Source organism: Pyxidicoccus sp. MSG2, assembly GCF_026626705.1.
Classification (GTDB): domain Bacteria; phylum Myxococcota; class Myxococcia; order Myxococcales; family Myxococcaceae; genus Myxococcus.
The window spans coordinates 12,603,985-12,623,499 of the sequence record NZ_JAPNKC010000001.1; the positions used below are offsets into that span (position 1 = coordinate 12,603,985).

A 19,515-nucleotide genomic window follows, 5' to 3' on the forward strand; every position below is an offset into this window, starting at 1 on the left:
CATGGGAAAGCCAACGGGATTCATGGAGTGGCCCCGCGTCCATGCGCACAAGCGGGAGAAGCAGGAGCGGCTCGGGGACTGGAAGGAGTTCGCGCTGCCGCTGGCGCCCGAGGAGGCGAAGCGTCAGGCGGGCCGGTGCATGGACTGTGGCGTACCCTTCTGCCACCAGGGCTGTCCGCTGGGGAACCTCATCCCCGACTTCAACGAGGCCGTGTACCGGGGACGCTGGCGCGAGGCGTACGAGCTGCTCAGCCGCACCAACGGCTTCCCGGAGCTGACGGGCCGGCTGTGCCCCGCGCCGTGCGAGGCGGCGTGCGTCCTGGCGATTGACCGGGACGCGGTGACGATTGAGCAGATGGAGAAGGAGATCTCCGAGCGGGCCTTCGCGGAGGGCTGGGTGAAGCCGAGGCCCCCCGCGCGGCGCACGGGACGCACCGTGGGCGTGGTGGGCTCGGGGCCCGCGGGCCTGGCGGCGGCGGCGCAACTCAACGCGGCGGGACACACCGTCACCGTGTACGAGCGGGACTCGAAGCCCGGTGGACTGCTGCGCTACGGCATCCCCGACTTCAAGCTGGAGAAGTGGGTGTTGGACCGGCGGCTGGCGGTGATGGAGGCGGAGGGCATCAGCTTCGTCAACGGCGTCGATGTCGGTGGGGCGCTGGGCTTCCGCGAGCTGCGCTCGAAGCATGACGCGCTGGTGCTGGCGATGGGCGCGAGGCGGCCGAGGGAACTGGAGGTGCCGGGGCGGGAGCTGTCCGGCGTGGTGCAGGCGATGGACTTCCTGGAGCACCAGAACCGGCTCGTGGCGGGACACGGCGAGAAGGACGCGCGGCTGGACGCGGCGGGCCGGCGGGTGGTGATTCTGGGCGGTGGAGACACGGGCTCGGACTGCCTGGGCACGGCGCTGCGGCAGGGTGCGAAGAACGTGGTGCAGGTGGAGCTGCTGCCGGCGCCGCCCTCGGTGCGCGCGGCGGGCAATCCGTGGCCGAAGTGGCCGGTGGTGTTCCGCACCTCGTCGAGCCAGGAGGAAGGTGGAGACCGGGCCTTCGCACTGCTGACGAAGCGGCTGAGCGGGAGCGACGGACGTGTGCGGGCACTGCACGCGGTGCAGGTGGAGCTGCACCGGGAGCCCGGGGCACTGCCGCGCATGGTGGAGGTGCCCGGCTCGGAGACGACGCTCGACGTGGACCTGCTGGTGCTGGCCATGGGCTTCACGGGGCCGGAGCCGGGGCGGCTGTCGGAGGAGCTGGGCGTGAAGCTCACGCCGCGAGGCACGGTGCAGGTGGACGCGCGCTTCGCGACGACGGCCGACGGCGTGTTCTGCGCGGGCGACGCGAGCCGGGGCGCGAGCCTCATCGTCTGGGCGCTTTCCGATGGTCGCGAGGCGGCGAAGTCGGTGGACGCGTACCTCGCGGGTGGGCGGTCGGCATTGCCTGGCAAGGGCGCGGACTGCGCGTTCTAGATGCCTTTGAACACTCCCTTCATGGCAGTCCTTGGTTCACGGCTTTCTGTTTTTTCCTGAACGTCTATAATTCTCCCTGGTAGTCGATGTCTATCCAGGGAGTCACCGTGAATCAGATAAAACTGAAGGTGTCGTTGTCCGGACTTGCACTGCTGATGGGGCTCTTCACGGGCATGACCCTGGCAATCGCCCCCGACTCCGCACCGGGGTTTTCTCCCTCGACGGCCGTCGCGACTGGGAAAGCGGATCCCGTGTCCTTGTCGGAGGACGGCGACAACTACTCCACTCCGCGGCCCATGATCTGCTCTCTTTCCTGCAGGAGCTGCAACGCCACCCTCTCATGTCCCCCGGGTGAGGGCACCTGCACCGCAGACCCCTGCGTATTCTGAGGCCTGGGAAGCACTCTTCCCAATGCCAGACGCAAACGCACCTGACCCATCATCCTGCGAACCCGCACCATCGGCCGGTCGGAGGCCTCTGCGCCGTGGAGGCCAGGGTTCCCGTCAGAACCGCTGACGGTTGCTGGATGGCACGCGCTGCGCCAGCACCCGGGCAGCGCGGCATCTGTCCGCGTCAGAGCATCTTCGCTACCCTCGGGGGAGACTGTCCGTCCAGCGCGATGACCCCAGCTTTGGCGCCCCACCCGCGTGCGTTCCCCGACGCGAAGGACGGTGCCCCCAATGGCTTCGCAGCCTGTCCGGCCGACTCTCCTCCTGCTGTGTCTGGCGGGAGCCATTGCCTGTGATGGTTCCCTCCCCGCGCCCCTCTCGGACAGTGATGACCTGGCGCACAGTGTCTCCGCCCTCCTCTCGGGATCTCCGTCCGCCGTGGACGACATCGCCGGAGGCCGCCTCAGCGGCGCGCCCTACGCGCTGACGGACGTCGCCGGCACGCTCCTCTTCGGCGCCACGGACCTGTCTCGGGGGACGGAGCTCTGGAAGAGCAATGGCACGGACTCCGGCACCTTCCTGGTCAAGGACATCCGCCCCGGTCCCCTGGGCTCGGACCCTCACGACCTGACCGCCGTCGGCGGCACCCTCTTCTTCATCGCCAATGACGGCGAGCACGGCGACGAGCTGTGGCGCAGCAATGGCAAGCCAACCGGGACGTCGCTCGTCACCGACCTGCGCCCGGGCTCCGCCAGCGCCGGCCTGCGGGACCTCACCGTCCTGGGACACTTCCTCTACTTCGTCGCCAATGACGGCGTCTCAGGCGTCGAGCTGTGGCGCACCGACGGCACTTCCGCGGGCACCCGGCTCGTGAAGGACCTCTCGCCCGGGGGCTCGGGTTCCTACCCGTCCCAGCTCACTGTTTCGGCTGGGCGAATCTACTTCTTCGTCGACCGCACCCTCTGGAAGAGCGACGGCACTCCGGAGGGCACCCTCCCCGTCCGCCAGTTGGAGGCCGCTCCCGGTGTCATCGTCCGCACTCAGGGACTCACGAGTGTTGCGGGACAGCTCTTCTTCTTCGTCCAGCTCGACGGCAATGACGACGATGGTACCCCGCTCACCGCGCCGCCCCTGTCGCTGTGGAAGAGCAACGGAACCGCGAGCGGAACCGTCCGGCTCGCGGACATCGGGAGCCCCAGGCTCGACGGCGATCCGCGCCCCACCTCCGCCCGGGGGCTCCTCTTCTTCGTCACCAGCACTCCGGAGGACGGTGACGAGCTGTGGCGCAGTGACGGCACCCCCGGCGGCACCTACCGCGTCTCCGACCTTGCCCCCGGCCCGGCCAGCTCCAACCCGAGAGAGCTGACCGCGCTGGGAAACCTCCTCTACTTCTCCGCCTGGTCTCCCCAGTACGGCGACGAGCTGTGGCGCAGCGACGGCACCCCCGGCGGCACCGTGCTCGTGAAGGACATCACCCCCGGGCCGGAGGGCTCCGCGCTCGCATCCCTCCGCGCCCAGCAGGGCCGGCTCTACTTCTCCGCCCGCGAGCCCGGGAAGGGGCACGAGCCGTGGACGAGCCTCGGCAACCTTGCCAGCACCTCGCGCATCCGGGACATCGCGGGCGGGGCCCTCTCCTCGTCGGCGCGCGACTTCACGGCCAGTGGCTCGCGGCTGTTCTTCACGGCGAACCACCGCGACTCCGGCGCCGAGCTGTGGGCCATCGGCCTCTCGGATGACATCAGCCAGCTCCCCACGGACCTGCGCTTCGTCGGCGGCTCCGGCACGGACCGCGAGAGTGACGACACGTCGGCGGCACCGCAGTGGGACCCGGACGCTGCCCGCATGGTGCAGGACCTCCGCCCGGGCTCCCTACCGCCGTCCACCTCGTCGTGGACCTCCATGGGCGGAACCCTCTTCTTCGACTCGGACGACGGAAGCCTCGGCGCCGAGCCGTGGCGCACCGACGGCACCCCGGAAGGAACGTTCCTTCTCATGGACCTCCGCCCGGGTCCCGAGGGCTCGGCACCCTCGCAGTTCTTCGTGCTCGGCGCGCAGTCCTTCTTCTTCGCCGACGACGGCGTCGTGGGCCGCGAGCTGTGGCGCACCGATGGGACTCGCGCGGGCACCGTCCTCGTGAAGGACATCCACCCGGGCCCGGCGGGCAGCGCGGCCTTCGGCCTTCCCGTGGTGCTGGGTGGCCTCGCGTACTTCACCGCCACCGACGGCCTCCACGGCGAGGAGCTCTGGCGCACCGACGGTACCGCCGGGGGCACGGTCCTCGTGAAGGACCTCCGCCCGGGCCCGGCGAATGGCTCGAGCGGCAACCTGCTGGCCGTGGGAGACCGCCTGTTCTTCACCGGCTGCTTCGAGGACGAAGGCTGGGAGCCAGGCGTCAGCGACGGCACCGCCGAGGGCACCCGGCTCGTGAAGGACCTGGTACCGGGGCCAGACGGATCCTTCCCCCGGAGCCTCACCGCCCTGGGGACGCGCGTCGTCTTCGCGGCCGGGGACCTGGAGCACGGCAACGAGCCCTGGGTCAGCGATGGCACCGAGGCCGGCACCGTGCTGCTGCGCGACATCCACGCCGGCCAGGGCAGCTCCGTCCCGGACGGCTTCACCGTCGTGGGCAGCCGCGTCTTCTTCGCGGCCTCGGACCCGGTGAGTGGCCGCGAGCCGTGGCTCAGTGACGGTACCTGCGACGGCACGGTGCTCGTGGCGGACGTCTGGCCCGGGCCAGAAGGCTCGTACCCCGGCTGGTTCGGAGCCCTGGGGAACACCGTCCTCTTCAGCGCTGACGACGGGGTGCATGGCCAGGAGCCGTGGCGCTCGGATGGGACGGAGGACGGCACGGCCCTGGTGCGGGACATCTACCCGGGCCCGGGACACTCGGAGCCCCGGTGGATGACGGACTCCGGTGGCTCGGCCCTGCTGCACGCAGACGACGGTGAGCACGGCGCGGAGCTGTGGCGGACCGACGGCACGTGGGCCGGGACGCAATTGCGGCAGGAGCTGGCACCGGGACGGCTCGGCTCGCTGCCCTACTTCTTCACGCGCGCCGGCCCCCACGTCTTCTTCCTCGCTGATGACGGCGCGCACGGCATCGAGTGGTGGGTCCTCGACGAGCCCGAAGGCGGCGGATGACGATGAATCCTCGGGAATAGACCCGAGCCCCAACCGTTATGCGGGGTTCAACCCCAGTTTCAGCCAACGGAGCCTGGAGCCATGAACCCCGAGCAGTCCCTCATCGTGACCGAGACCGACCTGGAGCGCCTGCGCCACATCATCGACCACCATGGAGGCGGCCGGACGGCCGAGCTCGCGGAGCTGCTCGACCTGGAGCTGTCCCGGGCCCGCGTGGTGGCCTCGGAGGCAGTGCCGGCCGACGTGGTGACGATGAACAGCACCGTCGTCTTCGAGGACGAGCAGACGGGCGAGCGACGGCAGGTGACGCTCGTCTACCCGCGCGACGCGCGCAGTGACGACGGCCGCATCTCCGTCCTCGCGCCCGTCGGCAGCGCGCTCATCGGCCTCTCGGTGGGTCAGTCCATCTCGTGGCCCATGCCGGGCGGCCGCACGAAGCGCCTGCGCGTCGTCGCGGTGCCCTACCAGCCCGAGGCCGCGGGGCACTACCACCTCTGACGGGCCGCGGAGCATGGCCCTCTCCCCCACGGACCAGAAGCTGTTCGAGGAGCAGCGGAGCATCCGCAGGCGCAATCGCGTCCGGACGCGCACGCTCGTCTCCCTCGTCGACGCCGCGGGCGTCCTGACGCGAGTCGAGCCCAACACGAGTTGAGCTCGAGCCCGGTCAGGGCTCGTCGAAGATGAGCAGTCCGCGCGACGTGTCCACGACGTACACGTACCCGTCCCCGGGCACGCGGATGCCGATGGCGCCCTCGGCCCCGCTGTCCGTGCGCTCGGGGTCCGTCTCGCGGTAGGTGTTGAAGTGCGCCACCTCGCGCGGCTTCGTGGGGTTGGACACGTCCAGCACGCGCACGCCCTCGTGATACCAGGCGACGTACAGCCGCGTGCCCACCAGCAGCATGTTGTGGATGGAGGTGACGTCCCGCAGCTTGTACTGGCCAATCTTCACGATGTGGGCGGGGTCGGTGACGTCCAGCACGCGAAGAGAGGCGCCGGAGCCCTCTCCGCCCTCGAAGGCGATGGTGCGGCCCGCGAAGGTGCCCACGGCATTGTGATGGCTGTAGCTGTTGGCATACGGGTAGGTCCCCAGCAGCTTCACGTCCTCGAGGTTGCTGACGTCGACGACGTGGTAGCCGGCCGCGGTGTGGTTGACGTAGAGCCGGCCTCCGTACGCGAAGGCATCATGCGGCCCGTCGTACGAGTCGATGAGCGGGAGCTGGATGCGCTGCCGCAGCACGGGCGCGAGCGGCTGGGAGACGTCGAAGACGAACGTGGAGCTCTCGGGCGGGGGCGCCATGCCATAGAGCCGGTCTCCGTCCACGAGCACGGTGTGGATGTCGAGCGGCGCGGCGCCAGCAGGCACCGTCCGCACGAAGGCGGGATTGGCCGGGTCGGTGATGTCGAACACGACCACTCCGGTGGCATTGCTGGCCACATAGAGCGCGTCTCCCTTCGCCCAGACGCCGTTCCAGTAATTCTCCTCCGGCAGGCTGATGACCTTCTTCAGCACCGGGTGCCTCCGGTCCTTCACGTCGAAGACGGTGAGGCCGCCCGCCTTGCCGGAACGCGCGGAGGTGCTGACGGAGACGACGTAGGCATGCTCCTTCGTGACGTAGACGTCCACGGGCATGCCCTGCGCCACGGAGGACTCGGAGACGCGCTGGAGCCCACCCGAGGACTCGGCCTCTCCTTCCCGCCACGACATCCGGACCGCCTCGAACGTGGCGCTCGAGCGGACGACACCGTTGACGCAGCGGGCCTGGCAGCCGGTGAACCGCCCCGGCGTCCGGGCCTCGCACCCTGCGAAGAGCACGCGAGTCGAGCCACCATCGGCTCGCAGGGTGTGCTGTGCCAGGAAGAGGCTCTGCCCATCCTTCTGCTTCGACGTGAGGGGCGTGCCCAGCCCGGTATCGGGACCGCCGTCCGAGCGGAACTGGAAGGAGAAGCTGGTGACGGGCCCCTCCTCGTAGCGCATCCTCACCTGGTAGATGCCATCCTCTGGCACAGTGCCCAGGGTTGCGCGGTCGCACGCGGACAGGTCGAACTGGGAGGGCTCGGGGCATGCCGGGGAGGTACTACCGGGCTCGGGCAGGAAGGCGCACGGGGCCAGCGCGCCCGGGTCCTCCATGGAGTCGCCCCACTCCTCCAGCACGGTGTAGCCGCCATCCCACGGTGTGCCCGCATCCTCGCCAGGTAGGGTCCCGGCATCGGGAGCGGGACGCGGTGGGTCATCGCACCCGGAGAGCACTGCCAGCACGTGCAGTGCGCTGAGGAACACGGCCAGGGGAAAGCGCGGCAAGGGTGACATCGGGGGGCCCCTCGAACACGTCATCACGTGCGACTGCGGGATGCGCTGCATCATGAGAGTGCGCGCGCTCACCCCTCCGGAATGGTTGCGAAATGAAGGTGACCTCTCGCTGTGCAGGCGAAAACCGCGGGCGGCCGCCCCCTCCTGGTACTGCCATTGCTTGTCCGCGCCCACACACCGGAACGAATGCGACGTACGATGGCCCTCGCCCGGGGGGCCTCATGACGACCGCTGTCGCAGTCACCTCGCAGGACTTCACGCACCGCCACGTCCCCGTCTTCGGCAAGCCCGTGCATCGGCTGGGTCTGGCCGCCAACTACGGCATCGACGAGGCCGGGATGCGCGCCGCCTTCGAGCGCGGCCTCAACTACGTCTACTGGACGCCCACCGCGCGCAAGATGACGCGTGTGCTCCGCGAGTCCCTCAAGCCGCACCGCGAGCGCTTCGTCGTCGCCGCCTGCACCACCCTCGGCTGGTTCCCGGGCCAGGTGCGTCGGAGCTGCGAGCGCGCCCTCAAGGTGCTCGGCACGGACTACCTGGACCTCTTCCAGCTCTCCTGGCTCGGCACCACCAGCGCGTGGACTCCGGGCACGGTGGATGTGCTGATGAAGCTCAAGGAGGAAGGCAAGGTCCGCGCCCTCGGCGTCTCCATCCATGACCGGGAGCGCGCCGGACGGCTCGCGGAGGACTCGCCGCTCGACTTGCTGATGATTCGCTACAACGCCGCCCACCCCGGCGCCGAGCGCGACATCTTCCCGCACCTGGCCCGCCGCAAGCCCGCCGTCATCGCGTACACCGCCACGAGCTGGCGCCGCCTCCTCAAGCGCCCGCGCGGCTGGGACGGCCCCGTCCCCACCGCCGGAGACTGCTACCGCTTCTGCCTCTCCAACGCGCACGTGGACGTGGTCCTCACCGGCCCCGCCAACACCGCCCAGCTCGACGACAACCTCGCCGCCCTGGAGCGCGGCCCCATGTCCGCGCAGGAGCTCCAGTGGATGCGCGACTTCGGCCGCGTCGTCCACGGCTGATACGCAACCCGGACGACACGTCCCGCCGGACTCAACTTTCGTGGCCTCCCGGGCGACAATGTCCGGGAGTCCAGGCCACTGCAGCAGTGCACAGGGGGAGTCGCCACATGTCTTCGAAGATCTCCAGGAACCCATCGCCCCAGTCGATTTCCACTCCGAGCGAGCCGAAGCCCTCGGCCGCCCCGGAGAAGAACACCGCGACGGTGGCCGCCAGCACGCCGAAGCCCCTCCGCGCCACCGACGGGTTCGACGCTCCGAAGTCCGCCTCGCGGCAGACGGTGTCGCTGGACACGCCCACGCGGCAGCAGTTGGGGGGCACCGGTGGGACGCCTGGCGTCGCCACGGTGACCGGCCCGGGTGAGGACGGGAAGATGACCGTGCGCGTGGAGACGAACATGCACACCGTCTACCCCCTGGGGCTGCCGGCGCGCGGCTACATCGAGATTCGCGTGACGCCGCTGAACCTCAACATCGCGCCGGAGAACCTGCAGGCGGAGATGGACCGCGCCATGGCCGAGAAGCAGGCCGACGACGCGAGTACCTACGGCGCGGAGCTCGCGGCCCATGGCTATTCGTCGCTCGAGGAGTGGTCCCGCGACACGGGCTACTACGGCTCCCCTTCACACATCGCGTGGGCCGAGGCCGCCAGCGCCCGCTCCGGCGGCCAGATTCCCGCCGAGTACTGGATGCGCTTCGACCCGTTCGGCGGCACCGCCGGCAACGGCCCGAACATCCTTCCGACGGGCGAGTACCCCGGCGCCCTGAGCCGCATCGCCATGGCGCACGACACCGACTGGGACCTGGGCCGCTACTTCGGCGCGGGCCCGCTGGCGTCGCTGCGAGGCCAGCCCCACCCGGAGAACCTGGGCACCGTCGGCCTGATACCGGGCCAGGGCGTCGACAACTACTCGACCGGCCATGCGGACTGGCAGGTGACGTATGGCAGCGAGGTCATCCTCCCCGGCAGCCCGCCTCCACCGCAGATTGCCTGAGCGGCGCGTAGTAGAAGCGCGGCCATGCACCCGCGCCGACGTGACATCGACGAAGCCCTCCTCGACCTGCGCACCCGCGTCCCCGGTGGGAAGATTGTAGACCACTGGGGAGGCGAGCCGAACTGGCCCACGCCCGAGCAGAAGCGCCTGCGCGAGAAGTGGTTCGACAGCATGGCCGAAGCGCTGGACGCGGCCCTCCAGCGCACCACCTTCGAGCCCATCACGATTCCCGGCGCCCGAAGCCCTCCGGACTGGGAGTTCATCGTTGCCCATGCCCTGAAGCGGCTGGGCGGCCCCGTCGCCTCCTTCCCGGGCTTCTCAGAGACGAAGCAGCGAGGCGGGGAGACGTTCATCACGCTCGGCACGACGTCGGATGAGCTCGTCGTCTACCAGGGGCCGCTGGAGCTGCACGGCCACGTCCACCTGTCCGGGACGGTGGTGGTCCTGGGAGACCTCATCGTCCATGGCGCGCTGATGGATGGCGACCCGGCCGACTCGGGAATCGTGGTCATCGGCAACGAGCGGGTGCGCGCGCTCTACAGGGGAGCGGACCACCTCGTCGTCGGAGACCTCGAAGCGGACCTGATGATGCAGACGGGCTCGGATGGCTCATGGGACGTGGGCGGAGAGGTTCGCGCGCGGTTGCGGCTCGAAGACTCCGACCTGCTGTCGCAGGAAGACGCATTGCGGCGGTCGCTCGAGCCCGCACCGACTAAGGAGCTGCTCTCCCATGGATGGAAGCTGTGCCTCGACGTCGGCCGGGGCCGGACGAAGGTCCGTGCGCAGCCGCTGACGGAGTCCCCCTCCGGGGACTGAAGCACACCGCGAGACCGCGCCCCGGGCCCCATTGCCCTGACACGTGCCAACGCAGGGAGTAGGCTGGCGGAGATCTCACCCTCCCTCCTCGCGGGGCATTCCATGGAGCCTGGCTACCTCAATCCGGCATGCCTGCCCCCGGGCACGAGGGTGGGACCGTGGCGTGTGATGGAGCGGCGTGGCTGGGGAGCCTACGGTGCTGTCTACCGCGCCTTCCGGGTGGAGGGCGTCCCCGGGCCCGTGGCGCTCAAGCTGGCCCTGCACCCCGGAGATGAGCGCTTCGCGCGAGAGGGAGAGTTGCTCTCGCGAATCCGGCACCCGAGCGTCCCGCGCCTCGTGGCCCGGGGGAGCTGGCGGCAGCCGGGGGACATCCTCTCCACCCCCTACATCGCGATGGAGTGGATTGAGGGCGTGTCCCTGTACGAATGGGCGCGCGTGCAATGCCCCAGCTCCCGACAGGTGCTCCACGCCCTCGCCAGCCTCGCTCGGGCCCTGGAGGCCACGCATGCCGCAGGCGGCGTCCACAGAGATGTGAAGGGTGACAACGTGCTCGTGAGCGCCGCGGACGGCCAGGTCTTCCTGACCGACTTCGGCTCCGGGCACTACCTGGGTGCCGCCACGCTGACGTCACCGCCGTTCCCGCCCGGGACACCGCACTATCGTTCGCCGGAGGCCTGGCGCTCCGTGCGGCTCCCCTTCCAGGCGTCGGCCCCGCCCTACGCGCCCGGACCGGCGGATGATGTCTTCGCACTGGGGATGACGGCCTACCGGTTGGTGACCGACGACTACCCTCCCACGCCCGCCCCGATGGACGAGGAATCCCATATCTGGAGACCGGAGGGCCCTGGCCCGCGACCTCTACACGCCGTCAACGTCCGCTGCTGTGAGGAATTGAGCGGGCTCGTGTGCCGGATGATCTCCGTACACCCCGAAGCGCGTGGCAGCGCCCGCGAGCTGGCCGAGGCGCTGGAGCAGGCCGCGCGGAGAGCGGGGCCCAAGGCAGACGTGCCGCTCTTCGCGCGGGAGGAACCCCAGCCCGTGGATGCAAGGGGCGCCCCCCGACACGTCGTGCCTCGGGCGGCGGGGCACACCGCGCGGTCCTGGCTCACGGCAGCCAGCCTGGGAGGAGCCGTGGTGCTTGGAGCCGCATGGCTGCTGAGCGCGCATCCTGGAGAGGAGGCAGCGCAAGGACACGCGTCAGCGCCTGAGGACGAGAAGGATGGCGGCACCGTGGCCGTCGGAGATACCGCGCTGACGGCCCCGGTGTCTCCTCGGGCACCGTCCGCGTGGTCGGCCATCAGTGTGGATGTTCCCCCCAGGCCCCTTCCGGGACAGCAACGGGTGGATACCTCCGGCCGATGTCCCAGCAGGACGCAGGTTCCCATCAACGGTGGGTGCTGGACGAAGCTGGCCGTGAGCATGAAGGACTGTGACGCGAGCTTTAACTATTACGAGTACAAAGGCGCGTGTTACGGGCCCGCCCTCCCGCCGGCTCGGCCTTCCACCTCAGGGCCCGCGGAGCACTCCGAGTACGACACCCCATAGGCCCGTGTCTCAACAATCCGGTGCGGTACAGAGGCAACAACACCATGACTGGAAGATCCTTCTCCCTCCCGCAACGACTTGGGCTCGTCGCAGCGCTCTGTGCCTCTGCCCTCGTGGCCTGTTCAGACAAGCCCTCCACCGAGAGCGATGCCGGCACTTCCGATGCTGGGACTTCTCTCAAGAACAGCTGCCTGGGGCCTTCGAGCGCCAACGTGGCCAATGCGAGGTTGCCAGCGGGGTACTGTGCATGGACCTGGGCGACCGCTGCTGATCCGCGAGGGTTGATCGTCGCTCCGAACGGAGACGTTCTGGTGGTCGAGCGCACCGCGGGTCGAATCGCCGCGCTCTACGATTCGAACGGTGACGGCGTTTCGGATTCGTCCGAACGGGCGACGCTGGTCGAGGTCAGCGGGCTCAACCATGGCATCACACTGCACGACGGATATCTCTATGCCTCTTCCGCGACGCGCGTCCTGCGTTGGCCGTTCGCAACCGGCACGAGAGCAGCGCTTAGCGGCCAGGAAGCAGTGGTGACCGGCATCCCTTCGGGCGGCCATGCCACCCGGACGATCATCTTCGACGCCGAAGGCCGCCTCTACGTGAGCGTCGGTTCAGCCGCGAACGTGGACAACGATTCGACGCGCGCTCGCATTCGTCGCTTCACCGCGGCCCAGGTTCAGGCGGGCAACGTGGCTTTCACGGACGGCGAGGTGTTTGCCGATGGCCTTCGAAACGAAGTGGGCCTGCGTTTCGACGGCCAGGGCCGGCTGTGGGGTGTGGAAAACGGGCGAGACAATCTCAACCGTGCCGACCTCGGGGGCGACATCCACACCGACAATCCCGCTGAAGAGCTGAACCTCTTCGCCGAAGCCGGGCGGTTCTATGGCTACCCCTATTGCTTCAGTGAGTTTCTGCTTCCGTCGGGTGTGGGAATGGGCCCGAAGACGCAGTGGGCGGATCCGGGCTTCATGAATGATGGCACCCACTCCGATGCGTGGTGCCGCGACGTCAACAATGTGGTGCCTCCGATGCTGGCGATGCCCGCTCACGTTGCGCCGCTCGACATCGTCTTCTACGACGGCGCGTCCTTCCCGCCCGAGGTGGTCGACGACGCCTTCGTCAGCTTCCACGGTTCCTGGAATCGACAGCCCGCCCAGGGCTACGAGGTGGTGCGGGTGGTGTTCGAGAACGGGTCGCCGGTTCGCTACGAGCCGTTCTTCGAGTTCAACAGCGCCAGCGACACCGCAGCCAGCTGGCCGCATCGGCCGGTGGGGTTGGGTGTGGGCCCCAATGGCGAGTTGTTTGTGAGCAGCGACGCGTCAGGCCGAATCATCGCAATCGGCTACCAGCGATAACCGGACGGAGACTCGTTTCAGTCCAACACTCCATCGCTATAGTGGTAGTGCTCTTGACTGGCCGAAGAGAATCCCTGCACGAAAGTGGCAGAGGAGTGTTCTGCTCGCTTGGGCTCGAAAAAGCCTCCGCGCACGGCCCAGTCGTACACGCCCTCGTCAAGAGGGTATTTCGTCAAGGTACCTGACAGGCGATAACGGCCAATCCAATCCTCCGCGGAGCTACGAGCACGAAAGACCCCCGAAGGGAAACGTGCTCCAGCACCACAGAATACCCATACGTCAGCGAGTTCATGGAGCATTCAGGTCTCAATCCAGTTTGGGTGTTTTCAGGTTCATGCTTGAGAGACTGGCCATTCTGCGCTGCACGGCCCCGGACGTGAAGTCCCGGGCCCCGCCCCGGAGGCAACACGGCGCCGAGGCGGGGCGGGCCTCCAGGTCCTTCGCCCGCCCAGGGCCAGCCAGAAGGACCTGGGACCGCAACAGGCGAGCCGGCCCGCACGCCGGCTCATCGACGCGCGAGCGCCTTGACTCTCCCCCAGGGGGAGACCGCCACCATCCGCGCATGTCATCCAGACAGCGGTCGCGGAGGAACATCATGGTGTTGGCATTCGGAGCACTCGTCCTGCTGGTGGGTGCGGCGGCGGGCGCGTGGTGGTGGATGGGACGCGGGCTCTTCCAGCCGGGCACGGTGGAAGAGACGCTGGCCGCTCGGGGCGAGACGCTGGAGGTGCCCCCCGGACAGCGGACCGACGCCTCCCGCTGGGAGGTGGCGCCAGGCGTGCAACTGCACCACGTGGCCGTGGGCCAGGGGCGGGACGTCGTCGTCGTGCACGGAGGCCCGGGACTTCCCCCAGCAGCACCGTGGCGCGCAGCCGGCCTCACCGGCGAGGCACTGCGCTGGCACTTCTACGACCAGCGCGGCTGCGGTGCGTCCTCCCGTCCCATCACCCGCGCTCCGCCGGACGGGACATGGAAGGCCATGCAGGAGGTGGAGGCGCGGTTGGGGCTCGCCGCGCAACTGGCGGACCTGGAGCGCATCCGGCGCCTGCTCGGGCAGGAGCGTCTCACACTGGTGGGGCACTCCTTCGGTGCGCTGGTGGCCACGCTCTACGCGGCGGAGTGGCCGGAGCGGGTGGAGGCGCTGGTGCTGGTGGCGCCCGCACCGCTGGTGACGATGCCCGCGGGCGACGGGAACCTCTTCACCCAGGTCGGCGCCCGGTTGGACACGGAGCAACGGCAGGTGCTGGAGGCGTGGATGGCGCACACCTTCGACTTCCCCGCGCGCCTGAAGGAGGACGACGCCACGCTGGCGGAGCACTTCGCTCGCTTCGGTCCCCTCTACGCCCAGGCCGTGCGGAAGGAGCGCCCCGGAGCACAACTGCCCGACTCCGGCACTCCGGGAGGGCTGCTGTCCCTGGGGCTCTACCTCAGCCTGGGGCGCCACCACGATTGGAAGACCTGGCTCGGCCGGGTGCGTGCGCCCACGCTCGTCATCCACGGCGCCGAGGACCTGCAGCCGCGTGCCGCCACCGCCCGCGTGGTAGAAGCCCTGCCCCACGCGCGGCTGGTGGAGCTCGCGGGCAGCGGGCACTTTCCCTTCGAGGAGCAACCCGAGGCCTTCGCGGCCACCCTGCGCGCGTTTTTCGCGGAGGCAAAGCGGTGAGTGGACTGCTGTATGCCATCGGTGAGGTGTCGCGAATCACCGGCCTGAGCGTGAAGGCGCTGCGCCTCTACCAGGAGAAGGGACTGCTGCTGCCCTCGCGCGTGGACCCCTCCTCCGGCTACCGCTACTACTCCGAGCGCGACATCGCCCAGGCCCACACCTTGCGAGCGCTGCGCGACCTGCGACTGTCGCTGGAGGAGATTCGCGGGGTACTCGATGAGCTGGACCAGGGCGCGTCCCTGTCCGAGCACCTCACGAGGGTGCGCGCCCGGCTTGCCGACGAAGCGGCCAGCGCCCAGCGGTCGGTGCTGGCCCTGGACACGCTGCTTCGGCACCAGGAGCAGGCGGAGGCGTACCTGCGCGCGCCTCCTCCCCTGCTGGAGCGATGGCTGCCCGGAATGCGTGTCGCCGTGCACCGCGCTCGGGGGCGCTATTCGGACGCGTCGCAGGTCTTCCCGCGTCTGATTGCCGCGTGCGGTCCGGATGTCGGAGGTGCTCCCTTCTGCCTCTACCACGAGGCGGAGTACCGCGAGGACGATGCGGACATCTCCTGGTGCGTGCCCCTGGCCCCCGGTGCCCGGCCCGAGGGTGTGCACGTGGAGGAACTGCCCGAGGTGCAGGCGGCCACGCTCGTTCACACCGGGCCTCCCGACTCGGTGGGCCCGTCCTGGGCGCGGCTCTTCGCCCACCTCCATGCGCACGAGCGCATCCCGGCCGTCCCCCTACGCGAAACGTTCCTGCGCGTGGGCGCGAACGAAGCAGTGCCCTCCTCCTCCTGGCTCACCGAGCTCGCGCTGTCCTGGGAGGCGAAGCACGGGGTGTGAGCGCCAGGCCCCAGCGGCTATTTGCATACGCCATTGCAAATGTTTCCAGCACCACCAATATTCAGGCAATTCAAGCTTAACCTGTCATAGGCTGCCTCCGGGCCTCGGCATGGGTGTACGTCCGTCTCGACAGCAGAGGGCCCTTCCTCGAGAGGAGTGCTCCATGAGGCGGTCACTGTTCCTTCTGTTGTCATCCCTGGTGGTTGTCATTTCCTGTGGCGAGCCCACGCGCGAGGGGGACCCGGGTCCCGAGCTCGGGGAGAGCACCGCGCCGCTATCGGCCGTCTTCTCGGGGACGGTCCTGAGCTCGACGGGCACTCCCGTGGTGGGCGCCCGGGTCACCATCAACGGCGCCGTGCGGACGACGAGCAGCACGGGGACCTATACCCTGTCGGTGGCGGACTCGCCGTCAGGCTATCGCATCGACGTTCGCCATCCTCAATTCGGAATCATCAACGAATTCCGCACGGCCGGTGCCCTCGGTCAGGTGTACCGGATGAACCGTACGTCCCTCAGTACGGCTGTCTTCAATCCGGCGGGAGGCCCTCAAACCCAATTCGTCACGGACCCCTCCACGGGGATCAGGGTGTACCTTCCCTTCTTCGGGGGACTGCGCACGATGAGTGGGGCGACGGCGCAGAGTCCCATCCGCGTCTTCATCACGCCGCTCGACGCCACCAACATGCCGGGTGACTTCACGGCCCGGAGTCTGACGGGAGAGCGGGTCCGACTGGAGACGCTCGGAGCCGTGACGGTGATGGCAATGGATTCGGCCAACCAACCGCTCTTCGTTGCGCCGGGCCTGTCCTTCCATCTGGAGATTCCGATTCCCTCTTCGCTGGGGGACAGAACCCTGCCCTGTGCAAGGACGCCCCCCTCCACGTGCCCGATCACCGCGTGGAAGTTCAACCGGACGACGGGCGAGTGGATCGAACGTCAGGCCCAGGTAGGTCTCAGTGGCAACACGACAGTCATCAGCGTGACGGTGCCCCTGGGTGATACGCCGGACCCGATGGAAGGCATCGGCACGTGGAACGCGGACGTGGAGATTCGCGGCCCCGCGGCCTGCACCATCATCGAATACTCGAGTGACACCCCGCCGAGCTGCTTCCCCATCCAGACGAAGTTCTCGCAGGTCACCAGCCTGGGCACGACCCAGTCGGCCACCAAGGCCATTGGCGCCACGGATCCATTCGTCATCCTCTACAACCTGCGCCCGAACGCGGACGTGGACCTGTCCTTCTCCCTCAAGACGGGGAGCTGCGCCGACAACCTGGAGATCACCTCGGTCCCCGCCCCCGCGACGGGCTATCCGCAATACACAGCCACCGGTGGAACGACACGGGTCACCTCAGGGGCCGGGGCACTCGTTCCAGGCTATCCATTGGACCCGGACGGAAATCCCGTCGACCTCCTGGACATCGTGAACGGCGACCACCCCTGTGGCGCGGTCGTCACCGTCCGAAGCCCCCCCACCCCATGAGCTTCGAGCAGGGCTGAAGCAACCCCTCCATGGGACGGCTCGGTGCCGCCGCCATGGAGGGAAGTCACAGCGCGCGTCCCGACGAAGGAACCGGGCGGTTGACATGGGCAGCAGTTCTGGAAAGCTTCATCCGGGCCGGAAGCAGCAGGGGGATTCCATGCGCGGGATTGGAAGAGCGGCCTGTGTCTCGGTGCTTCTCGTGCTCGTCGCGGCCGGTTGCCAGTCGGAGCCTGCCGCCACCGCGGGCTCGGTCCAGGTGGCCATGTCGCTGGACCAGGCGCTGAGCTCCACTCAGTTCGTCAACCTGGTCACCCTCACGTACTCCGCCCCGGACGTGCCCCCCGTCACGGTGACCCTTCCCAAGACGAACGGCACCTGGGGAGGTGTCATCGACGGCATCCCCTCGGGCTCGGGCCGCACCTTCGTCGGACGGGCCTACGACGCAAGAAGCATGCTGCTCTACGAGGGGCAGGTGTCCGACGTCACCGTCACCGCCGGGCAGACGACGCTGGTCGCGATGACGCTGCATGGGGCCCACCCGCCGCCACCGTTCTCCAACCAGGCGCCCCTCATCGACGCCGTGGTGGCCTCGCCCACCACCGTGCGGACAGGAGGCACCGTCACCCTCCGGGCCGACGCGCATGACGTGGACCCGGGCGACACGATTTCCCACGCATGGACGGCCACCGGAGGCACCTTCCTGGGCAGTGCGAGCAGCGACTCCATCACCTGGCAGGCACCGACAACCCCCGGCATCGTCACCTTCACCTACTCCGTGAGTGACTCGCGGGGCGCGACGACGACCTTCTCATTCCTCCTCGACGTGGTCGCGGCGGAGACCCCGCCGGGGAATGGCAGCGCGACCGTGACGGTGCGCTTCAACAGCCATCCCGCGGTGTCTCGCATCACCAACGCCGCGGCGCAGGTCGTCGTGGGGCAGACCGCCACCGCCACGGCGGAGGCCACGGACCTCGATGGGGACACGCTCACCTACCAATGGACGGCGAGCTGCGCCGGCGTCTGGCTGGAGGCAGCGTCCAGCACCGCCCGCTTCATGCCCACCTCACTGCCCGAGGGGGCCTGCAACAACTGCCGACTCACCGTCACCGTCTCGGACCCGCATGGGGCCCAGGGGATGGGAAGCCTCGCGCTTTGCGTGGTCGCCTCCGGCACCGCGCGATTCCCGCCGACCGTCCTCCGCGCCAACCAGTCCGCGCTGACCGCCAGCGCCGGCGAGCAGGTTGTCTTCGAAGTGGAGGCAGGCGACCCGCAGGGCAGCGCACTGAGCTTCGTCTGGAGCACCACCGCCGGCACGCTGGCCGCCGCGCAGGATACGGCCACCACCAGCCGGGTTGTCTGGACGGCGCCCGCCTGTTTCCGCCCGGGCGAGAACACCGCCGCCACCGCCATCCTCACCAACACCCATGGCCTGTCCACCACGAAGCGCTTTTCCGTGACGGGGCTGCCGGTCTGCTCGTCGTTCGGCTGGTCCGTGACGGGCAGCATGCTCTCGGCCCACAACTCACACACGGCGACGTTGCTCTCCTCCGGCCAGGTGCTCGTCGCGGGGGGCAACCGCGGCCCCTTCGCTGGAACGGAGCTGTACGACCCGGCCACGGGCACCTGGGCCGCCTCCAGCCCCATGCTCATGGCGCGCAGCGGCCACACGGCGACGCTGCTGCCGTCCGGCCAGGTGCTCGCCGTGGGGGGCCAGTTCGGGATGCCGGAGCACGTCATCACGGCAGAGCTGTATGACCCGGCCACGGGCCACTGGACCTCGACTGGCGCCATGGCTTCGCATCGCATGAGCCACACGGCGACGCTGCTGCCCTCCGGCAAGGTGCTCGTTGCAGGGGGCGTCACGTCCGAGGGCGTCGCCGCCGTGCCGGAGCTCTACGACCCGACCACGGGCACCTGGGCCCCCACCGGCGCGATGCTCACACCTCGATGGATCCACACGGCGACGCTGCTGCCTTCCGGGAAGGTCCTCATCACCGGGGGGAAGAACGCGTTGGCCCGCGTCCTCGAGACGGCGGAGCTTTATGACCCGGCCACGGGCACGTGGACCTCCACCGGCGCCATGGCCTCACCTCGCATCAGCCACACGGCGACGCTGCTGCCCTCCGGCAAGGTGCTCGTCGCGGGGGGCCACCTCGACATCGAGGGTCTCCCCATGATGGCGGAGCTGTATGACCCGGCCACGGGCACCTGGACCCATGCCGGCTCCATGGACCTGCCTCGCTCCAACCACAGGGCGACGCTGCTGCCTTCCGGCAAGGTGCTCGTCGCGGGGGGCCACAGCGGCGGCCCCACCGCCGCGACGGAGCTGTATGACCCGGCCACGAGAACCTGGAGCTCCGCCGGCTTCATGGCCGGGGCTCGTTATGACCACGCGGCGACGCTGCTGCCCTCCGGTCAGGTGCTCATCACGGGGGGATACAATGGCTCCGGCTTCACCTCGGTGGCGGAGCTGTACACCCCCTGATGAGGGCCCTGTTGCGGCCGGGCC

General features: G+C 69.2%; 15 protein-coding genes. 13 read left to right on the forward strand and 2 right to left on the reverse strand.

The genetic code is table 11. From position 1 onward, the window contains the following. Position 1 precedes the first annotated feature (1 nt). From OV427_RS47775 to OV427_RS47790, 4 genes are all read left to right on the forward strand, one after another. Complete coding sequence (locus OV427_RS47775) at positions 2-1,462, forward strand: glutamate synthase subunit beta (RefSeq protein WP_267862936.1); 1,461 nt, start codon at positions 2-4, stop codon at positions 1,460-1,462. Between the two features lie 827 nt (positions 1,463-2,289). Then, positions 2,290-4,992, forward strand: a complete 2,703-nt coding sequence (locus tag OV427_RS47780; protein ID WP_267862937.1) for an ELWxxDGT repeat protein — start codon at positions 2,290-2,292, stop codon at positions 4,990-4,992. Between the two features lie 81 nt (positions 4,993-5,073). Continuing rightward, a complete protein-coding gene (gene rnk, locus OV427_RS47785) occupies positions 5,074-5,490 on the forward strand; it encodes a nucleoside diphosphate kinase regulator (protein ID WP_267862938.1) in 417 nt (138 codons plus the stop codon). 13 nt (positions 5,491-5,503) lie between these two features. Further along, on the forward strand, positions 5,504-5,644 hold the full coding sequence (locus OV427_RS47790) for a hypothetical protein (protein ID WP_267862939.1): 141 nt from the start codon (positions 5,504-5,506) through the stop codon (positions 5,642-5,644). Positions 5,645-5,656: 12 nt separating this feature from the next. On the opposite strand, the gene OV427_RS47795 is transcribed toward OV427_RS47790, so the two are convergent. Further along, positions 5,657-7,300 (reverse strand): LVIVD repeat-containing protein, encoded by a 1,644-nt coding sequence (locus tag OV427_RS47795; RefSeq protein WP_267862940.1) that lies wholly within the window; start codon positions 7,298-7,300, stop codon positions 5,657-5,659. 221 nt (positions 7,301-7,521) lie between these two features. Between OV427_RS47795 and OV427_RS47800 the strand changes: the two genes are divergently transcribed. The 5 genes from OV427_RS47800 (at position 7,522) to OV427_RS47820 (ending at position 13,036) form a co-directional block, all read left to right on the forward strand. Further along, positions 7,522-8,328: an aldo/keto reductase gene (locus OV427_RS47800; RefSeq protein ID WP_267862941.1), complete on the forward strand. Its 807-nt coding sequence runs from the start codon at positions 7,522-7,524 to the stop codon at positions 8,326-8,328. Between the two features lie 107 nt (positions 8,329-8,435). Continuing rightward, positions 8,436-9,320 (forward strand): hypothetical protein, encoded by an 885-nt coding sequence (locus OV427_RS47805; protein WP_267862942.1) that lies wholly within the window; start codon positions 8,436-8,438, stop codon positions 9,318-9,320. Between the two features lie 24 nt (positions 9,321-9,344). After that, a complete protein-coding gene (locus tag OV427_RS47810; RefSeq protein WP_267862943.1) occupies positions 9,345-10,136 on the forward strand; it encodes a hypothetical protein in 792 nt (263 codons plus the stop codon). A gap of 168 nt (positions 10,137-10,304) precedes the next feature. Beyond that, positions 10,305-11,681, forward strand: a complete 1,377-nt coding sequence (locus tag OV427_RS47815) for a serine/threonine protein kinase (RefSeq protein ID WP_267863590.1) — start codon at positions 10,305-10,307, stop codon at positions 11,679-11,681. A gap of 44 nt (positions 11,682-11,725) precedes the next feature. Next, the gene (locus OV427_RS47820) at positions 11,726-13,036 is read left to right on the forward strand and encodes a PQQ-dependent sugar dehydrogenase (RefSeq protein ID WP_267862944.1); all 1,311 of its coding nucleotides are present in this window, start codon (positions 11,726-11,728) and stop codon (positions 13,034-13,036) included. Positions 13,037-13,053: 17 nt separating this feature from the next. Here the strand turns inward: OV427_RS47820 and OV427_RS50935 are convergent, their stop codons facing one another. After that, entirely contained in the window at positions 13,054-13,335 is a 282-nt protein-coding gene (locus tag OV427_RS50935) for a DUF7710 domain-containing protein (RefSeq protein ID WP_420718338.1), read from the reverse strand. A gap of 296 nt (positions 13,336-13,631) precedes the next feature. Between OV427_RS50935 and OV427_RS47825 the strand changes: the two genes are divergently transcribed. From OV427_RS47825 to OV427_RS47840, 4 genes are all read left to right on the forward strand, one after another. Further along, entirely contained in the window at positions 13,632-14,699 is a 1,068-nt protein-coding gene (locus OV427_RS47825; protein ID WP_267862945.1) for an alpha/beta fold hydrolase, read from the forward strand. Next, a complete protein-coding gene (locus tag OV427_RS47830; protein ID WP_267862946.1) occupies positions 14,696-15,523 on the forward strand; it encodes a MerR family transcriptional regulator in 828 nt (275 codons plus the stop codon). The genes OV427_RS47825 and OV427_RS47830 overlap by 4 nt, the downstream gene beginning before the upstream one ends. 163 nt (positions 15,524-15,686) lie before the next feature. Continuing rightward, a complete protein-coding gene (locus tag OV427_RS47835) occupies positions 15,687-17,006 on the forward strand; it encodes a carboxypeptidase-like regulatory domain-containing protein (protein ID WP_267862947.1) in 1,320 nt (439 codons plus the stop codon). 157 nt (positions 17,007-17,163) lie between these two features. Continuing rightward, positions 17,164-19,491 carry a Kelch repeat-containing protein gene (locus OV427_RS47840; protein WP_267862948.1) on the forward strand — a complete coding sequence of 776 codons (2,328 nt, stop codon included), beginning with the start codon at positions 17,164-17,166 and terminating at the stop codon, positions 19,489-19,491. The last annotated feature ends 24 nt before the right edge of the window (positions 19,492-19,515 follow it).

What these genes read in the sequence shown, in the direction of transcription:
- OV427_RS47825 (WP_267862945.1), top strand. Translation starts at nt 13,632, where the DNA reads ATGGTGTTGGCATTCGGAGCACTCGTCCTGCTGGTGGGTGCGGCGGCG.
- OV427_RS47805 (WP_267862942.1), top strand. Translation starts at nt 8,436, where the DNA reads ATGTCTTCGAAGATCTCCAGGAACCCATCGCCCCAGTCGATTTCCACT.
- OV427_RS47795 (WP_267862940.1), bottom strand. Translation starts at nt 7,300, where the DNA reads ATGTCACCCTTGCCGCGCTTTCCCCTGGCCGTGTTCCTCAGCGCACTG.
- rnk (WP_267862938.1), top strand. Translation starts at nt 5,074, where the DNA reads ATGAACCCCGAGCAGTCCCTCATCGTGACCGAGACCGACCTGGAGCGC.
- OV427_RS47800 (WP_267862941.1), top strand. Translation starts at nt 7,522, where the DNA reads ATGACGACCGCTGTCGCAGTCACCTCGCAGGACTTCACGCACCGCCAC.
- OV427_RS47815 (WP_267863590.1), top strand. Translation starts at nt 10,305, where the DNA reads ATGGAGCGGCGTGGCTGGGGAGCCTACGGTGCTGTCTACCGCGCCTTC.
- OV427_RS47840 (WP_267862948.1), top strand. Translation starts at nt 17,164, where the DNA reads ATGCGCGGGATTGGAAGAGCGGCCTGTGTCTCGGTGCTTCTCGTGCTC.
- OV427_RS50935 (WP_420718338.1), bottom strand. Translation starts at nt 13,335, where the DNA reads ATGCTCCATGAACTCGCTGACGTATGGGTATTCTGTGGTGCTGGAGCA.
- OV427_RS47820 (WP_267862944.1), top strand. Translation starts at nt 11,726, where the DNA reads ATGACTGGAAGATCCTTCTCCCTCCCGCAACGACTTGGGCTCGTCGCA.
- OV427_RS47790 (WP_267862939.1), top strand. Translation starts at nt 5,504, where the DNA reads ATGGCCCTCTCCCCCACGGACCAGAAGCTGTTCGAGGAGCAGCGGAGC.
- OV427_RS47810 (WP_267862943.1), top strand. Translation starts at nt 9,345, where the DNA reads ATGCACCCGCGCCGACGTGACATCGACGAAGCCCTCCTCGACCTGCGC.
- OV427_RS47835 (WP_267862947.1), top strand. Translation starts at nt 15,687, where the DNA reads ATGAGGCGGTCACTGTTCCTTCTGTTGTCATCCCTGGTGGTTGTCATT.
- OV427_RS47775 (WP_267862936.1), top strand. Translation starts at nt 2, where the DNA reads ATGGGAAAGCCAACGGGATTCATGGAGTGGCCCCGCGTCCATGCGCAC.